General features: G+C 71.8%; 17 protein-coding genes and 2 pseudogenes. 11 read left to right on the top strand and 8 right to left on the bottom strand.

All coding sequences use genetic code 11. The annotated features are described in order from the left end of the window. Positions 1–126 precede the first annotated feature (126 nt). Complete coding sequence (locus ACZ607_RS05810) at positions 127–744, bottom strand: TetR/AcrR family transcriptional regulator (RefSeq protein WP_469732124.1); 618 nt, start codon at positions 742–744, stop codon at positions 127–129. An 83-nt stretch (positions 745–827) separates the two neighbouring features. On the opposite strand from ACZ607_RS05810, the gene ACZ607_RS05805 reads away from it, so the two are divergent. After that, positions 828–1,769: an aldo/keto reductase gene (locus tag ACZ607_RS05805; protein WP_469732122.1), complete on the top strand. Its 942-nt coding sequence runs from the start codon at positions 828–830 to the stop codon at positions 1,767–1,769. Between the two features lie 68 nt (positions 1,770–1,837). Beyond that, positions 1,838–2,581 carry a class I SAM-dependent methyltransferase gene (locus ACZ607_RS05800; RefSeq protein ID WP_469732120.1) on the top strand — a complete coding sequence of 248 codons (744 nt, stop codon included), beginning with the start codon at positions 1,838–1,840 and terminating at the stop codon, positions 2,579–2,581. A gap of 50 nt (positions 2,582–2,631) precedes the next feature. Here ACZ607_RS05800 and ACZ607_RS05795 read toward each other — a convergent pair whose 3' ends face one another. Continuing rightward, positions 2,632–3,006: a PaaI family thioesterase gene (locus ACZ607_RS05795; RefSeq protein WP_469733400.1), complete on the bottom strand. Its 375-nt coding sequence runs from the start codon at positions 3,004–3,006 to the stop codon at positions 2,632–2,634. A gap of 130 nt (positions 3,007–3,136) precedes the next feature. After that, positions 3,137–3,758 (bottom strand): annotated as a pseudogene (locus ACZ607_RS05790) (LysE family translocator). Positions 3,759–3,785: 27 nt separating this feature from the next. Between ACZ607_RS05790 and ACZ607_RS05785 the strand changes: the two are divergent. Then, positions 3,786–4,133, top strand: a pseudogene (locus tag ACZ607_RS05785) (Lrp/AsnC family transcriptional regulator); the annotation flags it as partial. A 46-nt stretch (positions 4,134–4,179) separates the two neighbouring features. Here the strand turns inward: ACZ607_RS05785 and ACZ607_RS05780 are convergent. Both ACZ607_RS05780 and ACZ607_RS05775 read right to left on the bottom strand, forming a co-directional pair. Beyond that, positions 4,180–4,515, bottom strand: a complete 336-nt coding sequence (locus tag ACZ607_RS05780) for a lysine transporter LysE (RefSeq protein ID WP_469732118.1) — start codon at positions 4,513–4,515, stop codon at positions 4,180–4,182. Positions 4,516–4,636: 121 nt separating this feature from the next. Then, a complete protein-coding gene (locus tag ACZ607_RS05775; protein ID WP_469732116.1) occupies positions 4,637–5,686 on the bottom strand; it encodes a LacI family DNA-binding transcriptional regulator in 1,050 nt (349 codons plus the stop codon). 408 nt (positions 5,687–6,094) lie between these two features. On the opposite strand from ACZ607_RS05775, the gene ACZ607_RS05770 reads away from it, so the two are divergent. The 7 genes from ACZ607_RS05770 (at position 6,095) to ACZ607_RS05740 (ending at position 17,209) form a co-directional block, all read left to right on the top strand. Further along, positions 6,095–7,381, top strand: a complete 1,287-nt coding sequence (locus tag ACZ607_RS05770) for an ABC transporter substrate-binding protein (RefSeq protein ID WP_469732114.1) — start codon at positions 6,095–6,097, stop codon at positions 7,379–7,381. Positions 7,382–7,387: 6 nt separating this feature from the next. Continuing rightward, positions 7,388–8,380: a carbohydrate ABC transporter permease gene (locus tag ACZ607_RS05765; RefSeq protein ID WP_469732113.1), complete on the top strand. Its 993-nt coding sequence runs from the start codon at positions 7,388–7,390 to the stop codon at positions 8,378–8,380. Next, on the top strand, positions 8,377–9,237 hold the full coding sequence (locus ACZ607_RS05760; protein ID WP_469732111.1) for a carbohydrate ABC transporter permease: 861 nt from the start codon (positions 8,377–8,379) through the stop codon (positions 9,235–9,237). Before ACZ607_RS05765 ends, ACZ607_RS05760 begins: the two co-directional genes overlap by 4 nt. A 39-nt stretch (positions 9,238–9,276) precedes the next feature. Continuing rightward, entirely contained in the window at positions 9,277–10,530 is a 1,254-nt protein-coding gene (locus ACZ607_RS05755) for a glycoside hydrolase 5 family protein (RefSeq protein ID WP_469732110.1), read from the top strand. Positions 10,531–10,593: 63 nt separating this feature from the next. Continuing rightward, positions 10,594–12,648: an endo-beta-N-acetylglucosaminidase gene (locus ACZ607_RS05750; protein ID WP_469732108.1), complete on the top strand. Its 2,055-nt coding sequence runs from the start codon at positions 10,594–10,596 to the stop codon at positions 12,646–12,648. Positions 12,649–12,689: 41 nt separating this feature from the next. Further along, positions 12,690–15,719: an alpha-mannosidase gene (locus tag ACZ607_RS05745; RefSeq protein ID WP_469732106.1), complete on the top strand. Its 3,030-nt coding sequence runs from the start codon at positions 12,690–12,692 to the stop codon at positions 15,717–15,719. A gap of 113 nt (positions 15,720–15,832) precedes the next feature. Continuing rightward, entirely contained in the window at positions 15,833–17,209 is a 1,377-nt protein-coding gene (locus ACZ607_RS05740; RefSeq protein WP_469732104.1) for a Fic family protein, read from the top strand. A gap of 69 nt (positions 17,210–17,278) precedes the next feature. Here the strand turns inward: ACZ607_RS05740 and ACZ607_RS05735 are convergent, their stop codons facing one another. From ACZ607_RS05735 to ACZ607_RS05725, 3 genes are all read right to left on the bottom strand, one after another. Then, entirely contained in the window at positions 17,279–18,109 is an 831-nt protein-coding gene (locus ACZ607_RS05735) for an aldo/keto reductase (RefSeq protein WP_469732102.1), read from the bottom strand. A gap of 144 nt (positions 18,110–18,253) precedes the next feature. Further along, on the bottom strand, positions 18,254–20,053 hold the full coding sequence (locus ACZ607_RS05730) for an AMP-dependent synthetase/ligase (RefSeq protein ID WP_469732100.1): 1,800 nt from the start codon (positions 20,051–20,053) through the stop codon (positions 18,254–18,256). A gap of 228 nt (positions 20,054–20,281) precedes the next feature. Then, on the bottom strand, positions 20,282–21,175 hold the full coding sequence (locus tag ACZ607_RS05725; RefSeq protein ID WP_469732098.1) for a LysR substrate-binding domain-containing protein: 894 nt from the start codon (positions 21,173–21,175) through the stop codon (positions 20,282–20,284). A 115-nt stretch (positions 21,176–21,290) separates the two neighbouring features. Here ACZ607_RS05725 and ACZ607_RS05720 point away from each other — a divergent pair, with 115 nt between their 5' ends. Next, a complete protein-coding gene (locus ACZ607_RS05720) occupies positions 21,291–22,322 on the top strand; it encodes a bile acid:sodium symporter family protein (protein WP_469732096.1) in 1,032 nt (343 codons plus the stop codon). The last annotated feature ends 47 nt before the right edge of the window (positions 22,323–22,369 follow it).

Here is a 22,369-nt window from a genome sequence, read left to right as displayed (position 1 = left end):
GCGGGGTCTGGTGCGTGCAGCTGCAAGGCGGAGGAGGGAGTCAACGCGGAGCGTTGCCGACTGACGACAACGCCGCAGATGTGCGTGCCAGACCCCGCGAGCCCGGCATGATCCAAACGAGAGGCCCTAGCCGTTGCCCCCCGACGAGCACCGGAGCGCGTCGACCACCAGGTCGAGGAGCGGGCCGGTCCGCTCGGGGGAGTCGCTCGCCGTCGTGGAGAGGAAGACCCCGAGCAGCATCATCGTGACGTCCTCCGGCCCGACGTCCGCACGGAGCGAACCGTCCCGCACACCACCGGCCAGGATCACCGCGATGGCCTCCGTGATCCGCTCCCGCGTCGCGGGCGTGGCGATGCTGCCGGACGCCCAGCCCGCGCGCAGGGTGGCGGACATCCCGCGCTTGACCTCGACGAACGCCGCGTACCTGGCCACCCAGGCGCGGAGGGCGGCTTCCGGTGGAAGCTCGGCGAGCAGTGCGGGCGCGCTGGAGACGACCTCGTCCAGCTCCGCGGAGTAGATGGCCTCGACGAGCGCTTCCCTGGTCGGGAAGTGGCGGTAGAGCGTGCCGATCCCGATACCGGCCTCGCGGGCGATCGCGTCCAGAGGGACGGTATCGGCGGTCGAGGCGAAGGCGGCACGTGCGACGGAGAGGATCCGGTCGCGGTTGCGCCGTGCGTCGGCCCGTACCGGGCGTCCGGGCGACGGCGCGCCGGAGCCGGTGGTCGGGGATTCGGGCTCGGACAAAGCGGAGGTCCTCCGTTTACTGCTAGCCTGGATTAAGCGGAGTCACTCCGCTTAACTCATCGTCTCACGAGAACGGGACCGTCATGGCCTCTCCCACCCGATCTCTCCAGCACACGGCATCCGGCGCCGGGCGCGCCGGCGGGCCCGGCCGGCTCGCGGGCCGCACCGTCTCCCGCGTCGGCTTCGGCGCCATGCAACTCGAACGTCTGAGGGGCGACCGCAAGGCGGCCGTGGCACTCCTGCGCCGCAGCGTGGAGCTGGGGATCGACCACATCGACACCGCCCAGTTCTACGGCCACGGCTTCGTCAACGACGTGATCCGCGAAGCCGTCCGCCCCGAGGACGACGTCATCGTGGTCAGCAAGGTCGGGGCCGATCCCGACCCCGACGGCCCCGTACCCCTGCGCTTCGCGCAGCGCCCCGAACAGCTGCGCGCCAGCGTCGAGGACAACCTGGCCAGCCTCGGCCTCGAACAGATCCCCCTCGTCAATCTGCGCCGGCCGGACACCGGCCCCGGGCTGCGCGCCGAGGGCGACCAGATCGTCGGCCTCGACGACCAGCTCGCCGTGATGACCGCCCTGCGGGACGAGGGCAAGATCGGTGCGATCGGCCTCAGCAGCGTGACCGCCGACGGAGTGCGCCGGGCCCTTCCCGCCGGCATCGCCTGTGTGCAGAACGCGTACAGCCTCCTGACGCGGGACGACGAGGACGCGCTCCGGCTCTGCCTCGCCGAGGACATCGCCTGGGTGCCCTACTTCCCCCTCGGCAGCGCCTTCGACGGCCTGCCGAAGGTGTCCGACGAGCCCGCGGTGATCGCCGCCGCCCGTGACCTCGGTGCCACACCCGCCCAGGTCGGCCTGGCCTGGCTGCTCCACCACGCCCCGCACCTGCTGCTGATCCCCGGCACGGCCGACCCCGGTCACCTGGAGGAGAACGTCGAGGCGGGAGCGCTCACGCTCGACGAGGCGACGCTCTCCACCCTCGACGCCGTGCCGCCCCGCTCGGGAGACATCGCGCTGGGCTGAGTACGGCCGGGTTCACCGCCCGAGGGCTGTCCCGCCAGGAATCGCGGGGCAGCCCTTAGAGTGGCGGCGTGCTGGATTACGACGAGCAGGCCGCCCGGTACGACAGGACCCGAGGCGGGGAGCCCCGGGCCGAGGCCGCGGCGGGCGCCGTCCTCGGGCTGCTGCCCGGCTCCGCCCGTACGCTGCTGGACATCGGCTGCGGCACGGGGCTGGTCACCCGGCGGATCGCCCATGGCCGCCCGGGACTCCGGGTGTTCGGCGCGGATGCCTCGTACGGCATGGCACGGCTGGCCCGGCAGCGGATCGGGACGGTCGTCCTCGCCGACGTACGGCGCTTGCCCCTGTCCGCCGACGCGGTCGACGCGGTCAGTGCTGTGTGGCTGCTGCACCTGCTGCGCGGTGACGGGCCTGTCCGCGAGGTGGTGACCGAGGTGTCCAGGGTGCTGAGGCCGGGCGGGGTCTTCCTCACCACGGTCGACAAGGACGCGGGGCACGACGTGGGCAGCGACATCGACGCGGTCCTCGCTCCCTATCGCAGCTCACGGCCGGCCGACGCGGCGGATCTGGTCACCGGTCACGCGCGGACCTGCGGTCTTGAGCCGGTCGGTGAGGCCGGCTTCACGGGGCACGGGCAGGGGCGTTCACCCCTGCGCACCGCCCGGGCGGTGCTGCGGGGCGACTACGCCTCGCGGCTCGCCCTGCCCGGGACGGCCGCCACCCGGCTCGCCGCCGAGCTCACCGCACTGCCCGACCCGGACCGCCCGCGCGCCGATCCCTCGTACCGGCTGCTGGCCTTCCGGGTACGCGGCTGACGGCGGGCCTCGAACGCCGTTGCGGGGGAGGGGACTTCGGGAAACCGTCGCTACGCTGCGGGGCTGTCCACGCGGATCAGGGTCTGCTGACCGGCCGCGACGAGCTTGGGCCGGCCGTCCTGCACGCCGAACACCTCCAGCCGGCACACGGTGAGCGTGCGTCCTGGCCGCAGCACCGTACCCACCGCCTCCACCTGTTCGCCGACGGCGGGCGAGAGGAGGTTGAGCTTGTACTCGACGGTGAGGACCTCGGTGTTCTCCGGGAACAGGGTGAGCGCGGCGTAGCCTCCGGCGCTGTCCGCGATGGCACTGGTGGCGCCGGCGTGGATGTAGCCGTGCTGCTGGGTGACTTCGGGGCGGCTCGGCAGGACGATACGGACACGGCCCGGGGCGATCTCGGTGATCCGGGCGCCGAGATGGCCCATCAGCCCCTGGCGGGCGAAGCTGTCGCGGATACGGGCCTGTGTCCCTGGGCTCTCTTCCGCCGGTTCCTTCGCGTCCTCTGCGGGGTGCTCCTGCATCAGATCTCCTTCCGTGGCTCCACGGGCGGCTCGCTCACCAGCCGGCCGTACGCTCCAGCAGCAGGAAGCCGCCGATCGCGATCATCATGACACCCGAGATCCGGGTGACGCCCCGGGCGGCCCGGGGCCGGGTCCTGAGCACGGTGCGGGCGAGCAGCCCGACCGCGAGATACACCACCGCACAGGCGGTCACATGGACCGCGCCGAGCAGCCCGGTCTGTCCGGCCACCGGCCATCCGGCGGTGGTGTCGACGAACTGGGGGAAGAGGGGGAAGAACAGCAGCAGCGCCTTCGGGTTGAGGCCGCTGACCCCCGCCCCTCCCAGTAGCACCTGAAGCCGGGAGGGACCTGCTTCCCCGCCCGACACGGCCACGACCGGGGGCCCGGCGCAGCACTCCCCAGCCCAGCCACACCAGATAGCCGGCCCCCGCGACGGTGAGCACGGTGAGGGCGGGCGCGGAGCCCGCCACGATCACCGCCAGGCCCGCGACAGCCAGCAGCGCGTACGCGACGTGGCCCGCCGGCAGTCCGACGACCGCCGGGACGACCGACCGCTCCCTCAGCCCCGCGGAGATCGCGAAGGCCCAGTCCGCGCCCGGCGTCAGGACCAGTAGCAGATCCACCGCCAGGAAGGCCGCCAGTGTGGTCGTATCCATGAAGCCCATACCTCTCACCTGCGTGTTTGCAGTAGAAAGGCTAGGCCGAAAGGGGGGGTGATCCGCGGCTACCGGGCGGTCGTGGACCCCTCGGCTCTCGACCTCGACTTCGAGGCCCTCGTCTTCGCGACCCTGCGCTGGCAGGCACCCGACACGGTCACCGCCTTCGAGGAGGCCGTGTCGGCCATTCCCCACGTGCTCCAGGCCCAGCGCCTCTTCGGCGAACCCGACTACCTTCTCCGGGTGGCCACCACCGACCTGGCCGCCTTCCAGCGCCTCTACGACGAGCAACTGGCCCGTCTGCCCGGTGTCCAGCGCCTGACCTCGACCCTGGTGATGAAGCACGTCGTCGAGGACCGGCCCCTCCCTGGGTGACGTCGGCCGGTGGCGGCACTGCGACGGCACGGTGAAAAGGACGGCTTCACAGGCAGGCACAGTCCGTGGCGTAGAGGAGCAGGAGCACGGCCGTCGCGGCGGCGAGGGTGAAGCCGGCCGCGGCAACGGCGGCCCAGCCCCGACTGCGGCGCCGCACGGGTTCGCGGAAGGTCTGCCAGGCGCCGTGCGCGAGGAAAAGGCTGAGCAGCGCGACACCGGCGAGGGTCGCACGTGGGCTGAAGGACCAGCTCAGGTAGGCGGTCAGCACGAGTCCGGAGAGCAGGGCGCAGGCGAGCAGGCCGAGGACCATCTCGGCGACCGCTTCCCCGATCGTTTCCGCCAGAAATTCGCCGATGCCCTTCGCTGCCTTGCGGATCCCCACGACCTGCCTCCGTCCTCACGAGCGAGCGGGCCTCGCGCAGGCCCCCGGGGACAGGACCCGAGAAGGGCCGGAACGGTTGACGGGGAGTTCGGCGGTGAACACCCGGCGCAGGGTGGGCAGGTCACCCCGCCGGGACCTCGTCGGTCCCCTCCCCGTCGCCCCGGGCCGCCGCCGTGCTGCCCCGTTCGATCAGCCGGGGCAGCGGGACCTGCACCGTGCGGGCCGGGCCGCCGTCCAGCAGGGCGGTCAGTTCCCGGGCGGCGAGGCGGCCGAACGCGACCGGGTCGCGGGACAGCGCGGTCAGCCATGGCGCGGTCAGCCGGCAGAGCGCGGAGTCCTCCCACGACACCACCGACACGTCGTCCGGGACCGTCAGGCCGAGGCCCGTGGCGACCGCCGAACCGGCCGCGGCCATCACGTCGTTGTCGTAGATCAGGGCCGTGGGGCGGACCGGCCGCTCCAGTAGCCGCCGGGTGACCGCCGCCCCCTCGATGTCGGAGTAGTCCGTGGTCACCGAGTGCGCCTCGGCCAGACCGCGCCGGTCGGCCTCGCTCCGCAGGGACTCGATGCGGCGGTCGGTGTGGGCCAGGGTGGAGAGCCCCGCGATGTGCACGATGCGCCGGTGCCCCAGCTCGTACAGCCGTCCCACGACCGCCGCCATCGCCCCCGCGTCGTCCGCCCGGATCTGTGAGAGCCCGGGGTGCGGCCCGGTGTCCTTGCCGGGCAGCGTGCCGATGACGACGGCGTGCAGGCCCAGTTCGTCCAGGAGGGCGGCGCGCGGATCGTCCGTACGCGGGTCGACCACCAGCACGCCGTCGACCCGGTGCTCGGCCCACCAGCGCCTGTAGACCGCGCACTCGGCCGCCATGTCCTCCACCACCTGGAAGAGCAGGCCGAGTTGGCGCTCCGCGAGCACCTCCTGGATTCCCGAGATCAACTGGAGGAAGAACGAGTCCACGCCCAGATGGGCCGCCGGGCGTGCCAGGACCAGCCCCACGGTGGCCGACCCCTCGCCGGAGAGGGCCCGCGCGGCCGTACTGGGCCGCCAGCCCAGCTGTTCGGCGACCCTGCGCACCCGGTCACGGGTGAGCTCCGAGACGCCCGGACGGCCGTTGAGCGCGAACGAGACGGCGCTCTCCGACACGCCCGCGCGCTGGGCGATGTCCTTCATGGTCGGCCGGCGCGCCGGTGTGCGTCTGGCCGGTGAAACGTCCTCGGCCGACGGCCCCTTCGGTGTCACCCGGTGCCTCTCTCCCGCGTCCCCGTGGTTCCCACGTGAGGCCGGCGCGTTCGCTCTTGCCCCGGGGAAGTGTAGGCCGTGCGGAGCGTCCGGTCGAGAGAACTCGCCGCATCACTAATGCGCTTGAGCTGCTGCATCCTAATGCGCTTTAGTTCTCCATCTGCACCGGGTGGTTAGACCGGTCTGACCTGCGTGTATCCATGAGATTCGGGTTGATCTTCGGTGAATGTATTGACTTTCACCCGGGTGCCTTGCAGTCTCAGCCGAGCGAAGGCGGCCGACGGGTTCGCCACTCCGCTTGCCTTCGCCTGCCTGGTCCGAGCAAAGGAGCCGTTCACCGTGCGCATCTCCCGCAGAGCAGCCGTCGCTGCCGTCGTACTCGCCACCGTCCTGCCGTTGAGCGCCTGCGGGGGCGGTTCCGGAGCGGACTCCACCGACGCGTCGGGCAAGGTCGAGGGGGAGATCACCTTCCAGACCTGGAACCTGCAGGCGAACTTCAAGGACTACTTCAACGGCGTGATCGCCGACTTCGAGAAGAAGTACCCGGGCACCGAGGTCAAGTGGGTCGACCGGCCGGGCGAGGGGTACGCCGACAAGATCAGCGCGGACGCGGCGGGCGGCACCCTCCCCGACGTCGTGAACGTCTCGCCCGACCTGGTGGCACCGCTGGCCCAGGCCGGAATCGCCCTGGACCTCGACAAGGCGGCCTCCAAGTACCGCGAGGAGTACCTGCCGGAGGCCTGGGCGAGCCATCAGGTGCCCGGCACCGAGGGCACGTTCGCCTTCCCCTGGTACCTCAACACCGGGCCGATGTTCTACAACAAGCGTCTGCTGGAGAAGGCCGGACTCGACCCGGCGAAGCCCCCGGCCACGTACGACGAGGTGTTCGCCGCCGGGCTGAAGCTGGCCGGGGCGAGCGAGGGGAAGGTCGCGGCCCTCGCCAACGTGCCGACCATCGAGGACTTCGGCCGCTACGGCGGTGCGCTGATGAACGACGAGGGCACCGGCTTCGCCTTCAACGACGCCAAGGGCATCGAACTCCTCACCAAGTACAAGGAGTTGTACGACGCCAAGGCGCTCGACCCGCAGGCGCTGACCGCGACGCCCGAGTCCTCAGGCCACAAGTTCCTCACGGAGTCCGTGGCGATGAACCCCGGCAGCGCGCTGGACCTGGCCAACTTCAAGAAGCAGGCCCCGGGGCTCTACAAGAACATCGGCATCACGGACCAGGTGAGCAACACCGGCAAGGCCAACATGTACGTCATGGGCGTCATGGTGAACGCGCAGTCGAAGCGCAAGCCCGCCTCCGTGGCGTTCGCGCACTACGTCACCGACGCGACCCGGCAGATGGAGTTCGCGAAGCAGGTCGCCATCTTCCCGAGCACCGCGGGATCGCTCGACGACCCCTACTTCACGAAGGAGGACGGCACGGACGAGACGCGCGTCCGGGTCGCCGCCGCCAAGTCGCTGAAGACGGCGGTCAATTACACCCCGGTGCTCTTCAGCGAGCAGATGAAGACCGAGCTCCGCAACCAGATCGCCAAGGCGCTCCAGGGGAAGCAGAGCCCCAAGGAAGCTCTTGACAACGCTGTCAAGGCCTGTGACCGGCTCCTGCAGCAGAGCTGAGACCTGATGAAGACCCCAGTCACCCCGTCATCCGACGCCCTCGCGACGGCCGACGCTGTCCCCGGGCCCCGCTCCCGCCGAACGGCGAGCGGGCCCGGCGCCCCGGGCGGCAGCCGGCCGGGGCGCCGCATCAGCCGCCATCTGCCCCTCAGCCCCTGGCTGTTCGCCGCCCCCGGGCTCCTGGTCGTCGGCGCCTTCAGCCTGTACCCGTTCTTCAGCACCCTGGTCAACGCGTTCACCGACCGCCGGACGCTCGTCCCCGGCACGTTCGTCGGCCTGGACAACTTCCGGGAGCTGCTCCACGACGAGATGTTCTGGATCGGGCTCCGCAACAGCGCGCTCTACGTCCTCGGTGTCGTACCCGCGCTGGTGATACTCCCGCTGCTGCTGGCGATGCTCGTCCAACGGCACATCCCCGGCATCACCTTCTTCCGCTCCGCCTTCTACACCCCGGTCGTCGCGTCCATCGTGGTCGTCGGCCTGATCTGGGTGTGGATGCTCGACGACCGCGGGCTGATCAACTCCCTGCTGGAGGCGGTGGGCGTCGGCAAGGTCGGCTTCCTCAGCGACCAGTGGCTGCTGCTCATGAGTGCGATGACGGTCACGGTCTGGAAGGGCCTCGGCTACTACATGATCATCTATCTGGCCGCCCTGGCCAACGTGCCCCGTGAGCTGCACGAGGCGGCCGCCGTGGACGGCGCCGGAGCGGTACGCCGCTTCGTCACCGTCACCGTCCCCGCCGTCCGCTCGACCATGGTGCTCGTCGCCGCACTGGCCTCCGTCTCGGCCTTCAAGGTCTTCTCCGAGGTCTATCTGATGGCGGGCCCCTCCGGCGGCCCGGCCGGTGAGGACACCACCCTCGTGATGCTGGTCCAGCGCGTCGGCACCGGACTGACCGGACGCGTCGGGTACGCCTCCGCCATCTCGGTCGTCATCTTCGTCGTCACCGTCGGGCTGATGCTGCTGGTGCTCCGCGCCGACCGTAAGGAGGACGCGTGAGCATCCTGAGGACCACCGACGCCGAGGGCCGCCGCATCCCGCTCTGGCAGCTCGGTCTGCGGTACGTGCTGCTGCTCCTCGTGCTGGCGCTGACCGTCGGGCCGTTCCTGTGGCAGCTCTCGACCTCCCTCAAGGGCCCGGGCGAGGACATCTTCAGCTCCCCGCCGAAGTTCTTCCCCAGCGATCCGACCCTGGACAACTACACCCGGGTCGCCGACACCATCCCGGTCTGGGAGTACGCGTTCAACTCCCTGAAGGTCGCCTCCGCCAACGTGGTGACCAACTGCGTGGGCGCCGCGCTCGCCGGCTACGCGCTGGCCAGGCTGCGCTACCGGGGACGCCGGGCCGCCACCCTGGCGTTCATCCTCGCGATGCTGGTCCCCGTGGAGGGCATCATCATCGCCCAGTTCACCACCATGCGGGATCTCGGCCTCAACAACACCCTGCTCGGGGTGCTCCTGCCCGGCTCCATCGGCGCGATGAACGTCCTGCTGATGCGCAACGCCTTCCTGAACCTCCCGCAGGAGGTGGAGGAAGCCGCGTACGTCGACGGCGCCAACGTCTGGCAGCGCTTCCTGCGGATCGCGCTCCCCTCGGTCAAGGGCACCCTCGCCGTCGTCGCGATCTTCGCCTTCATGGGCGCCTGGGACGACTTCCTGTGGCCGCTGATCGTGCTCAGCGACCCGGAGAACTTCACCCTGACCATCGGACTGAACTACCTGCACGGCACCTTCGCCAACGACGAACGGCTCGTCGCTGCGGGCACGATCATCGCCGTCGCCCCGCTCATCGCGCTCTTCGCCTGCCTGCAGCGCTTCTTCTTCCGGGGCGTCGGCGAAGGCGCCGTCAAGGGCTGACCCCCGCCCCCCACCACAGAACGAGGATCACCCCCTTCCATGAGCTCCACCGCGCCCCGCTTCGGTGCCAACTACACGCCCAGCCAGGGCTGGTTCCACCACTGGCTGGACTTCGACCTCGACGCCGTACGCGCCGACCTGGACTCGATCGCCGGACTCGGCCTCGACCACATCCGGGTCTTCCCGCTCTGGCCGCTCTTCCAGCCCAACCGCACGCTGATCCGCCCGCGCGCCGTCGAGCAGCTCGTCCAGCTCGCCGACGCGGCGGCCGAACGCGGCCTCGACGTCAACGTGGACGGACTCCAGGGACACCTGTCGAGCTTCGACTTCCTGCCCGCCTGGACGCAGACCTGGCACCGCCGCAACCTCTTCACCGACCCGGACGTCGTGGCCGCCCAGGCCGCGTACCTGCGGACCCTCGCCGCCGCCCTCGCCGACCGTCCCCACTTCATCGGGATGACCCTGGGCAACGAGATCAACCAGTTCTCCGGAAGCCCGCACCCCGACCCCGACCCCATCACGCCCGCCCAGGCCGGCGACTGGCTGCGCACCCTGCTCGACGCCTGCGAGGAGGGCGCCCCCGGGAAGCTCCATCTGCACGCGGAGTACGACGCCTCCTGGTACCAGGACGACCACGCCTTCACCCCCGCGCACGCCGCCCGGATCGGGGCGGTCACCGCCGTGCACTCCTGGGTCTTCAACGGCACCGCCCAGCGCCACGGCCGCGACGGCACGGCCACCGAGCACCACGCGGCATATCTGATCGAGCTCTCCAAGGCCTGGGCCCACGACCCGCACCGGCCGGTGTGGCTCCAGGAGGTGGGCGCCCCCGCGCCCCTGATCCCCGCCGGGCACGCCGCCCCGTTCACGGAGGCCACCGTCGCGAACGCCCTGGACTGCGAGGACGTCTGGGGCGTCACCTGGTGGTGCTCCCACGACGTCTCCCGATCCCTGGCCGACTTCCCCGAACTGGAATACGGACTCGGGCTGCTCACCAACGACCGGCAGGTCAAGCCCGCCGGACGGGCCATCGCCCGGATCGTCGAGGAACAGCGCGCCGCCGCCCACCGCCCTGCGCCCCGGACCACCGCGCTCGTCGTCGACACCGGGGACGACGACACCGCGCCCCGCCGCTCGGTGTGCGCCCCCGGAGGCGAGGTCTTCGAGGCGTTCGCCCGGCTCACCGCGGACGGCGCCCGCCCCACCACGGTCCTCGCGAGCCGCGCCGATGACCGGGCCCACCTCGCCGGGCGCGGTATCACCGAGGTGGTCACGCCCGCACAGGTCCTCTGACCCCCGGCACACTCCGCGCCCGCACCGCACCGGAATCGCACCCCGCACGCCACGGAGCAGACCATGACCCAGCCCCAGCAGCGCCCCGCCGCCCCCACCCGGCGCACCGTCGTCCTCGCCGGCGCCGGTGCCGCGGCAGCCCTCCTCGCCCCCGCCCTCCCGGGGCGGGCCGCTGCCGCCACCGCGGCACCCGGGGCGCTCCAGCCCTACGCCTCGTACTGGTTCCCCGACTCGCTGCCCACCGGTACGCCCGCCGAGGGCGTCACCTGGCGCGGTCTGAAGAGCTGGCGGGCCGAGGACGACCGGGACCTCGCGTTCAACACCGCGACCGTCCCGCTCGCCGCCCGCTTCACGCCCGTACCGGTCAACACCACCGCCCGCGCCGGCCAGGCACGCAACACCTCCCTGGTCGCCTTCGGGCACACCGCGGGCAACCCCTCCCAGGGCTCGGCCACCGCCGACCACTACGCGCTGAACCAGTGGGCGTACCTCGACGAACTCGTCTTCTGGGGCGGCTCGGCCGGTGAGGGGCTGATCCTGGCGCCCAACGCCCCGGTCGTCGACGCCGCCCACCGCAACGGCGTGCCCGTGCTCGGCACCGTCTTCCTGCCCCCGGTCCACCACGGCGGCGACCTCCGCTGGACCCGCGACCTCGTGCAGCGGGACGCCGCCGGACGCTTTCCCCTCGCCGCGAAACTGGTCGAGGTCGCCACCCTGTACGGCTTCGACGGCTGGTTCCTCAACGCCGAGACCGAGGGCGGGGACGCCGCGCTCGGCGCCGAGATGCTGGCGTTCGTCACCGACCTGCGCGCCCGTGGCGAGGCCGCCGGGCTCCGCGTCACCTGGTACGACGCCATGACGGTGAACGGCGAGGTCGGCTGGCAGGGCGCCCTCAACGACGAGAACACCGCCCTGTTCCAGCAGGCGGACTCGATGTTCGTCGACTTCCGGTGGACCCCCGGGACCCTCGCGGCGTCCGGTGAACGCGCCGAGGACATCGGGCGCAGCCGCTACGACCTGTGGGCCGGCGTCGACGTCGAGTCCACCGGCTGGAACCGGCAGGTCGACTGGGACGCGATCGTGCCCACCGACCGCCCGCACACCGTCTCGTACGGCTTCTACCGCCCCGAGTGGACGCTGAACCACCTGCCCGAGAACCGCACCCCCGGGCAGTTCCACGCCGCCGACCGGCGGTTCTGGACCGGCGACTCGCTCGACCCCGCCAGGCCCGCCCCCGAGGACGGCTGGCGCGCCCCGGCGACCGTGCTCGCCGACCGCTCGACGATCGACCGGCTGCCGTTCGCCACCACCTTCAACACCGGTCACGGGCTGCGCTGGTACGAGCGCGGGCGGCCGGTGTCGGACACCGCGTGGAACCACCTGGGGCTCCAGGACCGGCTCCCCGGGCGCCGCTGGGTCGTCCGCACCGAGGGGAGCACGCCGTCCGTCACCTTCGACTTCGCCGACGCCTGGCGCGGAGGGAGCAGTCTCCTGGTCGACGCCGACCTCGAAGCCCCGGCCACCGTCGAACTGTTCGGGACCCGGCTCCCCCTCTCCCGGCGTACGGCCGTCGAACTCACCCACCGCACCGACCCGGGCTCCGGCCCGGTCACCGTGGAACTGGCCGTCGCCCTGCACGAGCCCGACCGGGCGGGCGACCCGATCGCCTACACCTATGTGCCGGCCGGAGAGCTGAGGCCGGGCGCCGGCTGGACCACCTCGACCGTGCGGCTGGGCTCGCTGCGCGGCACCGCCCGCGCGCTGGGCATCCGGCTCACCGGCGCGGGCGCGGTGCGCTGGAGGCTCGGCGCGCTCGCCGTACGCGATACCGTCGGCAGGCCCCACGCGCCGACCGCGCTGCGCGTCACCGACGCCGCCGCCGACGGCACGGAGCTGCGTCTGCGCTGGCACCACGCACCCGGCCCCGTACGCCACTACGAGGTGCACCGGATCCTCCCCGACGGCACCCCGCGCTTCCTCGGAGGCACCTGCCAGACCGCCTTCCTCGTGTCCGCCATCCGCAGGGAGGCGGGCGAGAGGTCCGCGCGCTTCCAGGTCAGGGCCGTGGACGAGCTCTACACCCCGTCCGGACCCGCCGTCACCGCCCACCGCTGGTAACACGCCCCCACCCGCACCCCATCACAACGGAGTTCACCCTCATGCACGACGACCGCACTCTGGTGGAAGCCCGTCTGAAGCGCGTCCTGGACGAGCGCATCCGGCCCGCCGTACACCCGGAGTCCGTACCCCTGGACGTCGCCGTCTGGGACGCTCCCGGCGAGCCCGTCCCGGTGGCCGAGGGACTGGCCGGTCCCGTCGAACCGATCGCGGTCGGCGACCGGTGGGGAGCCCCGTGGAGCACCTGCTGGTTCCGCGTCTCCGGGACCGTCCCCGCGCACTGGGCGGGCCGGACCGTCGAGGCGCTCCTCGACCTGGGCTTCGACGAGAACATGCCCGGCTTCCAGTGCGAAGGCCTGGTCTACCGGCCCGACGGCACCCCGGTGAAGGGCCTCAACCCGCGTAACCAGTGGGTGCGCGTGGGAGCTCCCGTCGAGGGCGGCGAAGAGGTCCTGCTGCACATCGAGGCCGCCTCCAACCCCGTCATCCTGGACTACCACCCCTTCCTGCCGACCCGGCTCGGCGACAAGGAGACGGCCGGGAGCGAGCTCCAGTACACCCTCGCCCGCATGGACCTCGCCGTCTTCGACGAGGACGTGTGGAACCTCGTCCAGGACCTGGAGGTGCTGGGGGAGCTGATGGCGGAGCTGCCCGTCGAGGGGGCCCGCCGCTGGGACATCCTGCGCGCGATCGGCCGCGCCCTGGACGCCGTCGACCTCCAGGACGTCAACGGCACCGCCCGGGCGGCCCGCGCCGAGCTGGCCGGGGTGCTCGCCACCCCCGCGCAGCCGTCCGCCCACCGCATCAGCGCGGTGGGGCACGCCCACATCGACTCCGCCTGGCTGTGGCCGCTGCGCGAGACGGTCCGCAAGGTCGCCCGTACGACGTCCAACATGACCGCGCTGCTGGAGGACGAGCCGGACTTCGTGTTCGCGATGTCCCAGGCCCAGCAGTTCGCCTGGATCAAGGAACACCGACCTGAGGTGTACGCCAAGGTCAAGAAGGCGGTCGCGGACGGCAGGTTCGTCCCGTCCGGGGGGATGTGGGTCGAGTCCGACACCAACATGCCCGGCTCCGAGGCGATGGCCCGTCAGTTCGTGCACGGCAAGCGGTTCTTCATCGACGAGTTCGGCATCGAGAACGACGAGGCGTGGCTCCCCGACACGTTCGGCTTCGCCGCCGGACTGCCGCAGATCATCAAGGCGGCGGGCTCCAAGTGGCTGCTCACGCAGAAGATCTCGTGGAGCCAGACCAACAAGTTCCCCCACCACACCTTCCGTTGGGAAGGAATCGACGGCACACGGATCTTCACCCACTTCCCGCCGGTCGACACGTACAACTGCTCCATGAAGGGCAGCGAGATCGCCCACGCGGCGGACAACTTCAAGGACAAGGGCGTCGCCCGTCACTCGCTCGCCCCGACCGGCTGGGGCGACGGAGGCGGCGGGACGACCCGCGAGATGATCGCCAAGGCCGCCCGGATGCGCGATCTGGAGGGCTCGGCCACCGTCGAGTGGGAGAAGCCCGCCGACTTCTTCGCCAAGGCCGAGGCAGAATACCCGGACGCACCGGTGTGGGTCGGCGAGCTGTACCTCGAACTCCACCGCGCCACCCTCACCAGCCAGGCGAAGACCAAGCAGGGCAACCGGCGCAGCGAACACCTGCTGCGGGAAGCCGAACTGTGGGCCGCGACCGCCGCCGTGCGCTGCGGACACCCCTACCCCTACGAGCAGTTGGACCGGATCTGGAAGACGGTCCTGCTCCACCAGTTCCACGACATCCTGCCCGGTTCGTCGATCGCCTGGGTGCACCGCGAGGCCGAGAAGACGTACGCGGCCGTCGCCGGGGAACTGAACGGCATCGTGGACGCCGCGCAGCGCGCCCTGGCCGGCGACCCCGCCGCCGGGCGCGAGCTCCTCTTCAACTCCGCCCCGCACACCCGTGCCGGAGTCGGCGCGGGCGCGGCCGGTGCCGCGCGCCGGGGCAGCGAGGGGCAGCTCGCCCCGCGCGACGGAGGCGGCTACGTCCTGGACAACGGACTCCTCCAGGTGGAGATCGACGCCCGGGGCCTGGTCGTCTCGGCGTACGACATCGGCGCCGAGCGCGAGACCGTCGCACCGGGGCAGGCGGCCAACCTCCTCCAGATCCACCCCGACTTCCCGAACATGTGGGACGCCTGGGACGTCGACGCGTTCTACCGGAACACCGTCACCGACCTCACCGCCCTCGACGAGCTCACCCCGGTCGAGGACGGGGACACGGTCGGCGTCCGGATCGTACGGAGCTTCGGACAATCCAGGGTGACCCAGCTGCTGACCCTGACCTCCGGCGCCAAACGCCTCGACATCGACACCGAGGTCGACTGGCACGAGACGGAGAAGTTCCTCAAGGCCGCGTTCCCGCTGGACGTGCACGCCGAGCGCTACGCCTCCGAGACCCAGTTCGGGCACTTCTACCGGGCCACCCACACCAACACCAGCTGGGAGGCCGCCAAGTTCGAGGCGTGCAACCACCGGTTCGTCCACGTCGAGGAGCCGGGCTGGGGCGTCGCGCTCGTCAACGACTCGACGTACGGGCACGACGTGACCCGCACCGTGCGCTCCTCCGACGCGGGGACCACCACCACGGTGCGCGTGTCGCTGTTGCGCGCGCCGCGCTTCCCCGACCCGGAGACCGACCAGGGCGTCCACCGCTTCCGGCACGCCCTCGCACCGGGCGCGGCGATCGGCGACGCGGTCCGTGAGGGCTACCGCATCAACCTGCCCGAGCGCCGCGTCACCGGCGAGCACGAGGTCGCACCGCTGGTCACCGTCGACAACGACGCCGTCGTCGTCAGCGCCGTCAAGCTGGCCGACGACGCGAGCGGAGACGTCGTCGTACGGCTCTACGAGTCCACCGGCGGCCGGGCCCGGGTCCGCCTCGGCACCGCCTTCGGGGCCACCGGCGTCGCGGTGACCGACCTGCTGGAGCGGCCGCTGGACGGCGTGACCGCGCCCGAGCTCACCGAGGAGGGCGTAGGCCTGTCGCTCCGCCCGTTCGAGCTGGTCACTCTGCGGCTGACCCGCGGCTGACCCGCCGTGCGGGGACCGGTCGGTGCCGGTCCCCGCGCACCGCCGCCCGGCACGGTCCGGCAGCGGCGAAATCCGCTTGACCAGGTGTCACCCGCACATGGCAGCCTTGCGCGGTGATTCTGAACGCGTCGCCCAGCTTGTTGAGCTGGGCCGAGGTGGACCCCGCCCGCCATCCCTTCGACCCCGCGTCGGCGGTGCGGGAGGTCCACGCGCTGGGGCTCGCCCGGCGGGTGCCGGTCCGGCCCGGCGTCCCCGCCTCCAGCCCCGAGATGAGGGCCTGGTGCCGGGGCGAGGCCGAACCCTGGGCCGACGCCGTGACGTACGCCTTCGTCCGGCGCTACGGCGTCTGGGCGGTGGGCTGGCGCTGGGCGCACGACGAAGGGGACTTCGACGGCGGGCCCGTCGGGCACTGGTGCTGTCCGGCCCATTCGGTCACCACCCCTGAGGAGACGGTCGCCCGTGTCGCGGACGCGCTGTGCGAGTGGCGCGAGTGGACGGAGAGCCTCGCCCGGCGGTTCGACGCCTACCCCCTGGACATGGCCGCCGTCGGGGACCAGCGGATCCTGTGGGAACGTGCCGCCCGCAGCCTGATCCTCCACGTGGTCGACCGCACCGGCTGCGGCAGCGGCTGGTACGGGCACTGCCATCAGGTGCTCACCTGGTTCCTCAGCCGCTGGGGGGTGGAGCCCCGGCTCGCACGGGATCTGGTCGACCAGGCGGTCGGCGGACGGTTCCGGAGCTGGACGGGTCCCGACCCGGTGCTGGTCGACGACATCGCGGAGCAACTCGCGCAGTCGCTGCGGCCCGAGGACGGCGCGCCTCCCGCCGGGCCGGTGCCCGATCACCTGCGCGGCTGGCTCGCCCTGCGCGGGACGGTGCCCTGGGGCGAGGCGCCGGACAGCGCCGCGGACGGACCGCCGACGCCGTCGCGCGACGGCGCGGTGCAGGACATACGCGCCTTCGACGGGGCCCTCGACCCCGCCCGGGCGGACGGCCTGCTCACCGCCCTGGAGCTGATGCGGGCGGACGCCGCCCGCGGTGCCCCACTCGACTTCGAGCTGTTGCGCGGCTGGCAGCAGCATGTCCTGGACACACCGCAGCCGCCACCGTTCCGCTCCCTGCCCGCCTTCGCGAAGGACGGCAGGGAGCGTTACGGCATCGGGCCCGACACCCGTGCCCGCCTCGACGCCTGCCTCGCCGGGAGCGCGCCGGACGCCGACGGGGCATCCCTCTCCCCGGCGGTCCGTGCCGCCCGCGCCTGCCTCGACGTCTGCTTCTTCCACCCCTTCGACGACGGCAACGCCAGATCGGCCTTCCTCACCCTCCTGTTCGTGCTCGCCCGCGAAGGGATCACGCTGGACGACGTGGGCCTGCTCCGTCGCGTCAGCTACCGGGCGGACGACCCCCGGGAGGCCGTGCGGCTCGCCGGCTTCGTCGACCTCCACATCAGGGAGACCCGGCGTCGCGGGAGCCCGCCCCGGGACCGGTGAACGGCGTGGACACGCACCGGCGCCCCCACCTCGCGTACGGAGTGGGGGCGCCGGGGGAGCCGTGCGGTGTCAGGAGTTGACCTCGGCCGGGTCGGATCCGATGCGCTTGCCCTCGTCCAGCGCGGCGAACGCGGCCAGGTCGTCGGCGTCCAGCTCGAAGCCGAAGACGTCGATGTTCTCCGCGATCCGCGACGGCGTCACGGACTTGGGGATCACCACGTGGCCGGTCTGCAGGTGCCAGCGGAGCACCACCTGCGCGGGGCTCCGGCCGTGCTTGCGCGCGACGGCGACCACGGTGGGGACCTCCAGGAGACCCTTGCCCGAGCCCAGCGGCGACCACGCCTCGGTGGCGATGCCGTGCTCGGCGTGGAAGGCGCGGGCCTCGGCCTGCTGGAGCTGGGGGTGCAGCTCGATCTGGTTGACCGCGGGGACGACGGACGTCTCGCCCAGCAGGCGCTCCAGGTGCTCCGGGAGGAAGTTGGACACGCCGATGCTCTTCGCGCGGCCGTCGGCGAGGATCCGCTCGAAGGCCTTGTACGTGTCGACGTAGGCGTCCTTGGCCGGCACCGGCCAGTGGATGAGGTAGAGGTCGACGTACTCGAGGCCCAGCTTGTCCAGCGACGCGTCGAACGCGCGCAGCGTCGAGTCGTGACCCTGCTCGGAATTCCACAGCTTGGTGGTGACGAACAGCTCCTCGCGGGGCACGTCCGTGGTGGCGAGGGCCTTTCCTGTGCCCGTCTCGTTCCCGTAGATCGCGGCGGTGTCGATGCTCCGGTACCCGGCCTCCAGGGCCGTGGTCACGGCCGCCGTGGCCTCGTCGTCCGGCACCTGCCAGACACCGAAGCCGAGCTGCGGCATCTCGAGGCCGTTGTTGAGGGTGATGGTGGGGACCTGGCTCACGAGCAGTCGATCCTTACGTTGTGGGTGGGTACTCCCAGAGGGAACGATCGGCACAGCGTAAGCATTCCCGGCCGCCTTGATCCGGTGAACAGGAGAACCGGGGGAAAGGCCCGCCCCCGAGCGCCCGTCAGGAGCGGTACCGGGTCAGCGGTAGAGGGCGTCGACCTCGGCCGAGTACGCCGTCTCGATCGCCTTCCGCTTCAGCTTGAGCGACGGGGTGAGCAGACCGTGCTCCTCGCTGAACTGGTGCGCCAGGATACGGAAGGTGCGGATGGACTCCGCCTGGGAGACCGCCGTGTTCGCGGCCACGACCGCCCGGCGCACCTCCATCTCCAGGTCGGGGTCGCGCACCAGCTCGGCGGGGCGCATCGGCGTACGGCCCTGCATGGCGAGCCAGTGCTCCACCGACTCGTGGTCCACCGTGACCAACGCCGCGATGTACGGCCGGTCGTTCCCGACGACGATGCACTGCGCCACCAGCGGATGCGCGCGCACCCGCTCCTCCAGACCGGCCGGTGACACGCTCTTGCCGCCGGACGTCACCAGGATCTCCTTCTTGCGCCCGGTGATGGTCAGATAGCCGTCCTCGTCGAGCGCGCCCAGGTCGCCGGTGGCCAGCCAGCCGTCGTGCAGCACGGAGTCGGTGGCCTTCGGGTCGCCCAGGTAGCCGGAGAAGACGTTCGCGCCGTGCACCCACACCTCGCCGTCGCGGGCGATGTGCACCGTGGAGCCGGGGATCGGCTGGCCGACGGTGCCGTAGCGGGTGCGCTCGGGCGGATTCGCCGTGGCCGCGGCGGTGGTCTCGGTCAGCCCGTAGCCCTCGTAGACCGTGACGCCGGCCCCCGCGAAGAACAGCCCGAGCCGGCGGTCCATGCCGGAGCCGCCCGACATGGCGTGCCGGACCCGGCCGCCCATCGCTTCGCGGACCTTGCGGTAGACGACCTTGTCGAAGAACTGGTGCTGCATCCGGAGTCCCGCGGAGGGCCCGGGGCCGGTGCCGAAGGACCGCTCCTCCATCGCCTCCGCGTACTTCACCGCGACGTCGACGGCCTTGTCGAAGGCCCCGGCGCGGCCCTCCGACTCCGCCTTGCGCCGTGCGCCGTTGAAGACCTTCTCGAAGATGTACGGCACCGCGAGGATGAACGTGGGTCTGAAGGACACGAGGTCCGGCATCAGCGCCTTCGCGGACAGCTCGGGCTGGTGCCCCAGCTTCACCCGGCCGCGCAGCGCCGCGATCTCCACCATGCGGCCGAAGACGTGGGCGAGCGGCAGGAAGAGCAGCGTCGCCGCCTCCTCGCCCGGCTTGGAGAGGAACACCGGATGCCAGCGGCCGACCATCGTGTCGGCCTCGAACATGAAGTTGGCGTGGGTGATCACACAGCCCTTGGGGCGCCCCGTCGTGCCGGAGGTGTAGATCACGGTCGCCACCGAGTCGGGCGTCACCGCGCGGCGGTGCCGGTGGACGACCTCGTCGTCGACGAGCGCCCCGGCCTCGACGAGCTCGGTCACCACGTCGGCGTCCAGCTGCCAGAGCCGGTGCAGGTTCGGCAGCCGGTCGATGACCGAGCCGATCGTCATCGCGTGGTCCTCGTGCTCGACCATGACGGCCGCGACCTCGGCGTCGTGCAGCATCCACAGGACCTGCTCGGCCGACGAGGTCGGATAGATCGGCACGGACTGGGCGCCCACGGTCCAGAGGGCGAAGTCGAAGAGGGTCCACTCGTAGCGCGTGCGCGACATGAGGGCGACCCGGTCGCCGAACCGCACGCCGTGTGCGATCAGCCCCTTGGCGAGAGCGAGCACCTCGTCACGGAAGGCGGCCGCCGACACGTCGTGCCACCGGCCCTCCGCGTCCTTGCGGCCGAGGGCCGTCCGGTGGGGGTCCTCCTCCGCAAAGTCGAAGACGGTATCGGCAAGACCGCCGACTTGAGGGGCAGCGGCCATGGGTGGGACAGTGAACTCGCGCAATGACCTGCTCCTTGTGGCGCTCCGCACGGCGCCGCGACGCTACCTCACCGGGCGAGGCCGCGGGAGGGTCCGAAGTCTCCGGAAAACGTGGCATCTGGCCAGTCCAACCGTAGAAATCGGGCCAGATGGGCAAGGCTCGGGCAGACTTCTGACCATGGGGTAAGTGGCTCGGGCGGGAATCTCCACCGAATCTGTACGCGGCACTTACGCCGGTTCCGGGTGCGCGGGCACGACCGGACCGCGGTGGAGACGGTCGCCGCCCGCCAGGATCGCCGCCGCCAGAGCCCCCGCCGCCTCCTGGGCACTGTCCCTGCGGCGCCCGTGCAGCAGCACGAAATCCACGTCCCCGAGCTCCGGCAGACCCGCCCTGGACGGCACCGGGACGAGCCCCGGCGGGATGAGGCCACGGGTGTGCGCCATGACGCCCAGGCCCGCCCGGGCCGCCGCCACGAGAGCGCTCAGGCTCGCGCTCGTACACGCGAAGCGCCAGGACCTGCCGTGCTCCTCCAGCACCTCCAGGGCCCGCGCCCGGGTGATGCCGGGCGGCGGGAAGGCGATCAGCGGGAGGGGCCGCTCGGGGTCGATCCGCAGCTGCGGGGCCCCGATCCAGGCGAGCGTGTCCTGCCAGACCAGCTCCCCGTGGGTGTCCCCGGTGCGGCGCTTGGCCAGCACCAGGTCGAGCCGGCCCGCCGCGAGCTGCCGGTGCAGCGCGCCGGACAGCTCCACCGTCAGCTCCAGCTCGACCTCGGGATGCTCCCGCCGGAAGGACTCCAGGATCTCCGGGAGACGGGTCAGGACGAAGTCCTCGGACGCCCCGAAGCGCAGCCGCCCGCGCAGCCGGGTGCCCGTGAAGAAGGCCGCCGCCCGCTCGTTGGCCTGGAGGATCGTCCGGGCGAAGCCCAGCATGGCCTCGCCGTCCTCGGTGAGGTCGACCCGGTGCGTGTCCCGGTCGAAGAGCTGACGGCCGGCCTCGGCCTCCAGCCTGCGGACGTGCTGGCTGACCGTGGACTGCCGGATGCCGAGCCGGCGGGCCGCCTGGGTGAAGCTCAGGGTCTGGGCCACGGCCAGGAACGTACGGAGCTGAACGGGGTCGTACATGGGCCGAGGCTATCGCGAACCGTGATGACAGTCAGTTCGGTGTACCTGATTCCCGATCGCGGTGATCAGGAGCACGATGGGGAGGGCACGATTCCACCGAGAGAGCACGGAGCACATGAGCCGCCGCACCAGCCGCCGTTTCCCCGCGCTGCCGTCCTGGCTGCCGGTCGACCCCTACATCCTGGCGCTGATCGGCACGGTGGTACTCGCGGCGCTGCTGCCGGTGTCCGGGACCGGTGCCGAGGTGGCGGGCGGCGCGTCCACCGGAGCGGTCGCCCTGCTCTTCTTCCTCTACGGAGCGCGTCTCTCGACAGCGGAGGCGCTCGATGGCCTGAAGCACTGGCGCCTCCACCTGACCGTCCTGGCCTGCACCTTCCTGGTGTTCCCACTGCTCGGCCTCGCCAGCCACGGGCTCGTTCCCCTCGTGCTGACGCCGCAGCTCCAGGACGGCTTCCTCTTCCTCTGCCTGGTGCCCTCGACCATCCAGTCGTCGATCGCGTTCACCTCGATCGCCCGCGGCAACGTCCCGGCCGCGATCTGCGCGGGCTCCTTCTCCAGCATCGCCGGCATCGTGCTGACCCCGCTGCTGGCGGCCGCGCTGCTCGGCGGCAGCGGGGGCGGGTTCTCCGCGGACTCCCTGATGAAGATCGTCCTCCAGCTGCTGGTGCCCTTCCTCGCCGGGCAGCTCCTGCGCCGCTGGGTCGGAGGCTTCATCGGCCGGCACCGCAAGGTGCTGGGCTACGTCGACCGCGGCTCGATCCTGCTCGTGGTCTACACCGCCTTCAGCGAGGGCATGGTGGCCGGCATCTGGCACCAGGTCACCCCGCTCCGGCTCGGTGCCCTGCTCGGCGTCGAGGCCGTGCTGCTGGCCCTGATGCTCGCGTTCAGCTGGTACGGGGCGAAGCGGCTCGGCTTCGGCCGGGAGGACCGCATCGCCATCCAGTTCGCCGGGTCGAAGAAGAGCCTGGCCGCCGGACTTCCCATGGCCAGCGTCCTGTTCGGCGCGCACGCCGGCCTCGCGGTGCTGCCGCTGATGCTGTTCCACCAGATGCAGCTGATGGTCTGCGCGGTGATCGCCAAGCGCCGCTCGCGGGACCCGCTGCCGGACGGCGAGGCGGCGTCGGGGCGGCCCGTGCCGGTGGGCTGACGCGGGCCGCGGAGCGCTCCCTCGTAGGGACCGGCCCTGCCGGCGGC

The sequence above is a fragment of the Streptomyces sp. NPDC104381 genome (genome assembly GCF_055583745.1).
Note: the sequence above shows the minus strand (reverse complement) of the source record. Positions and strands in the feature narration are given on the sequence as shown.

Bases quoted from the DNA above. Each gene is read 5' to 3' on its own strand.
- ACZ607_RS05805 (WP_469732122.1), top strand. From the start codon at position 828: ATGGCCTCTCCCACCCGATCTCTCCAGCACACGGCATCCGGCGCCGGG.
- ACZ607_RS05795 (WP_469733400.1), bottom strand. From the start codon at position 3,006: ATGGGCCATCTCGGCGCCCGGATCACCGAGATCGCCCCGGGCCGTGTC.
- ACZ607_RS05775 (WP_469732116.1), bottom strand. From the start codon at position 5,686: ATGAAGGACATCGCCCAGCGCGCGGGCGTGTCGGAGAGCGCCGTCTCG.
- ACZ607_RS05765 (WP_469732113.1), top strand. From the start codon at position 7,388: ATGAAGACCCCAGTCACCCCGTCATCCGACGCCCTCGCGACGGCCGAC.
- ACZ607_RS05755 (WP_469732110.1), top strand. From the start codon at position 9,277: ATGAGCTCCACCGCGCCCCGCTTCGGTGCCAACTACACGCCCAGCCAG.
- ACZ607_RS05750 (WP_469732108.1), top strand. From the start codon at position 10,594: ATGACCCAGCCCCAGCAGCGCCCCGCCGCCCCCACCCGGCGCACCGTC.
- ACZ607_RS05745 (WP_469732106.1), top strand. From the start codon at position 12,690: ATGCACGACGACCGCACTCTGGTGGAAGCCCGTCTGAAGCGCGTCCTG.
- ACZ607_RS05730 (WP_469732100.1), bottom strand. From the start codon at position 20,053: ATGGCCGCTGCCCCTCAAGTCGGCGGTCTTGCCGATACCGTCTTCGAC.
- ACZ607_RS05725 (WP_469732098.1), bottom strand. From the start codon at position 21,175: ATGTACGACCCCGTTCAGCTCCGTACGTTCCTGGCCGTGGCCCAGACC.
- ACZ607_RS05720 (WP_469732096.1), top strand. From the start codon at position 21,291: ATGAGCCGCCGCACCAGCCGCCGTTTCCCCGCGCTGCCGTCCTGGCTG.